General features: G+C 59.4%; 2 protein-coding genes. Both read right to left on the minus strand.

The features are described from left to right. Positions 1 to 348: 348 nt before the first annotated feature. Positions 349 to 3417, minus strand: a complete 3069-nt coding sequence (locus EYB53_RS25120; RefSeq protein WP_205712772.1) for an Eco57I restriction-modification methylase domain-containing protein — start codon at positions 3415 to 3417, stop codon at positions 349 to 351. A gap of 156 nt (positions 3418 to 3573) precedes the next feature. Then, positions 3574 to 3802, minus strand: a 229-nt coding sequence (locus tag EYB53_RS25125) for a hypothetical protein (protein WP_205712773.1), incomplete at its 5' end; no start/stop codon positions are given.

Here is a 3802-nt window from a genome sequence, read left to right on the forward strand (position 1 = left end):
GGGGTCTTCCATGGGCCGCAGTGAAGATTCCTCACGGCGTTCGGAATGACATGGCGGGCGTTGGCCCCCCACTGCGCCCGCCCTGTCACCCCGCTGCGCCCGCCCTGTCACCCCGAGCGCAGCGAGGGGTCTTCCATGCGCCGCAGTGAAGATTCCTCACGGCGTTCGGAATGACATGGCGGGCGTTGGCCCCCCTTGGTGCGGGCCCTGAACCAGCAACCCATCCCCATGCCGCGACGCTTGTGCCCCGAACCTTGGCCAACGACACCGCCACCTTCGTACGAAAAAAACGAACGTCATGTCGCTCCCTCGGCGCGTGGATAAAAAACCCTACCCCCAAAAGAGGTCCTACTCCCCCCGCAGCCCCGCCAAATCCGCCGCGCTCAGCCCGTATAACCGCGCCACCCGCTCGTCGATCTCCGCTTCCCACGCCGCGACCTGCGCCCCTTGCCCGCGCGCCTTTAGGCATTGCTTGGCGAGTGCGCCGATGGCTTTGCGTTCGTCGGCGGGGGCGTTGGGGATGGGGATTTGGGAGATGTACATTGGTTTTGCTTCGTAAAATCCCCCTTGCTTTGATGAGGCAATTTGAGTAAGATAGAACCAACTCAGAGATGAGTTGAGTATAGCAGTAGTAAAATTTATATCTTCTGCTATACATATTGATGTTTTATCATTACTAAAAAAGCCTTCTTTATCTGAAACAAATGATGATTTTTCAATGATAGATGGTATAAGTACTTTTGGTATCTCATATTCCTGCCAATAATCGGCAGCATACCTACTAAGAGCATACCAAGGGTATCGTCCTTGTTGAACCTCGGGGCGGGTCTTTAGTTCTGCTTCGAACTGCTTTAGGTGATCTAAAATCGCTGGATAATCTGTAATGACAGTATCCCATCCTATGTAACACAACCACAAATCGTTTGACTCTATTCTCCAGCGTTTTACATCACGACCTCTTAACCAAGGCTTCAATATCTGTTTGCTCAAAGAATGTTTCTTGATTAGTTGATCACGAGTTGCACCATCTATCACAAAAGCGTCATTTAATCCGGTCACTAATCCACGATAAATTCGCCCCTGCACATACTCGCCCAACGGCTTACCGGATGCCTTCATCTGCTCCAACCAGCGATAGGTCGCGTTGCCCGCGAGGTTCCATCCGCTGCTGCTCAGATAGCGTTGTTCAATCCCTGATGCCGTGGCGCTGCGCTGCATCTGGGCCTGATTGGCCTGCTCCACGACTTCAAGAAACTCACCCAGGGGCCGTCCACTCGCCCATGTGAGCGCTAGCACCTGCTTGCCTGCTGTCGGGGCTTGCTTGCTGGCGATGATGATGCTTGGATAGGTCGTCGCTTGAAAGACCGGGGCGTCGCCAAAATCGATCAGAATCCGCAGGTCAAGCTGTTGCATCAGTGACCGCAGCTTCTCACCATAGCCAGCCCGAAACCACTTGTTGGGCGTAATAAAGCAGAGCATACCGCCGTCGCGCAGGCTTTGCAACGCACGGGCGTAGAAGTAGACATAGAGATCGGCGGTGCCCACGTAGACATCGGGGTAGATGCTCTTGAGCGTCGGTTTGAGCGCTTTGATCAGCTCCTGGCGCACATACGGCGGGTTCGCCACCACAATATCAAAGCCTCCCTCGGCAAAGACCTCGGCAAACTCGACGGCCCAATCAAAGCCCTGGATGCCCCCTTTGGGGTGCGCCCACGCGGTAATCTCGCGTTCGTGGGCCGCGACCTGGGCACGCAACGTGGCCTTTTCGCTGCCGTGCGCCCGTAAGTAGTGCTCTTTGAGCGCAAAGAGATCGGCGATCTGCTGCTTGCGGAACATGTCGGGCTGAAGACCGCCCGAGGGATCGGGAGCGGTCAGGCTATCGCCCACCTCGACTTTGTAATCGAGGTTGGGCAGCGGCGGCGGATCGTCACCTTCATAGTCCACCACCAGCGAAAGCCAGAGGCGCAGGCGGGCGATATTGACCGCAAAGGGGTCGAGATCCACCCCGTAAATATTGTTCTGAATAATCTCCAACTTGCGCTGATAGGTGGTCACCGGATCGACCTTGCGCGCCGCGAAGAGCCCGGCCCGCAACGCGAGCAGTTCCTGGAGCATGCCGAGCAGGTACGCCCCGCTGCCACAGGCGGGGTCGCACGCCCGCACACGCTTGAGGGCGGCGAGCACGGCTTCAGGATTATTGAGGTCGGCGGCCCCACGCGCATCCACAAACGCCGCGAGGGCAGCCGGCGCCTCGTGGGGCAGCTGGTGCTGCAAATACCCCTTCAACCCCTCACGGCACATAAACGCCACAATCGGCCGCGGCGTATAGTAGCTGCCACTCTCGTGGCGACCCGTCACCAACTCCTCAAAGACCTTGCCGAGCATCTCGGGATCAACGGCCACCTCAATATCAAACGGCGTACTCTCGGACACCGTAAAATTGAAACGATAGAAGAGATCGGTCAGCACCTCTTCCAGGGCCACATCGGGCACGACGATAGCATCATCGCGGTCATCGGGTTCCTCCTCAAACAACCCACCATTCAGATACGGCACCCGCCCGATGCGCTCTTCGAGCACATGATTGCGCTTGATCGCAACAACATTGACCTCATGCGGCGTATTCAACCCGGCAAAAAAGAGCAACTTCAAGCGACTGGTATAAAAATTGGCCTGTGGATCGTCCACGCGCTCGCGCACATGGGCCTGCCAGAGCGCCCGCAGATAATCGGTACGCCCAGCATAGCTCAACCAGCCCTTGCGCTCGAGAAACACAATGAACATCAACCGATTAAAGAGCTTCTGCACCCAGAGGCGGCGCGCGTGCGCATCATCGATTCCACGCAGCGCGGCCTCGGCCTGCTCAAAGCACGCCCGATAGGTCGCAAAGAACTGCCTGGTCACCACCTCGACATCAAAGGCCTCATTGAGGCGCTCGAGCACCCTGGCCGTCGGAAGCTCACCAAAAAGATCGAAGTCATCGAAACGAAACGCGAGCACCGCCAAGCGCTCAAGCGTCGTCCGGGCCGAGGAACCCTGCTCATAGGGCAACGTGCGCAACTCGACCCGCTGCCCACCGCGATCCCGTGCCCAAACAAACGCCACGTGGCGCCCATCCTGGGTCACATAACAGAGCAAATGCTCACGCGCCACCGGTGCCAGCGCATGATAGACCGCCCGGCGCTGCATCACCGTCGGTGGTTTCGCCTCGGGCCAAACCAGCCGAAAGACCGGAAGCCCCCCAAGTTGCGCCAGCGGCTGGGCAACGAGGGTCAGTTGCACCGGCGCACCAACGCGCAACTGCTGCCCAGCGCCCGCCAAACGCCCCCAACCGAGCGTCTGCGCAAACAGATCGCGGAGGCTCTCGGCCTGAGCCGCCGCATCGAGATGCTGTTGAATAGTAGCGAGGAGGGACATAGGGGGAAACTCCTTATACGACCTATGAGATATTATACGACCTACCAGCATCCTGGAACCCTGCCCATCCCCACGGCGCACGCCTGGCGGGTCTCCCGCGGCGCGCCCGCACACCCAGACCTAGCAGGTGGGGCGCGGTGGACTTGGTCCTAGGCATCAGGGCTGTCTGGCGCGGCCCACCTGCCAGGTCGGGGAGGGGCGCGGTGGACGCTGGGCCAAGTCCGGGGCGGCAAGGGCGCGGCCCACCTGCCAGGTCGAGGCACCAACGCGGCCCCGTTCGACCTGCTTGGGGTGCGCCGCCAAGACGTCCTGGGAACTTGGCGCGCCCCACGGCGCACCCCTGGCAGGTCTCGTCAGGGTGGCCTCGGCCCGTCCAGACCTGGCA

Source organism: Candidatus Chloroploca mongolica, assembly GCF_004762035.2.
GTDB classification, from domain to species: Bacteria; Chloroflexota; Chloroflexia; order Chloroflexales; family Chloroflexaceae; genus Chloroploca; species Chloroploca mongolica.

Coding starts and splice junctions, on each gene's coding strand:
- EYB53_RS25120 (WP_205712772.1), bottom strand. CDS start 3,417: ATGTCCCTCCTCGCTACTATTCAACAGCATCTCGATGCGGCGGCTCAG.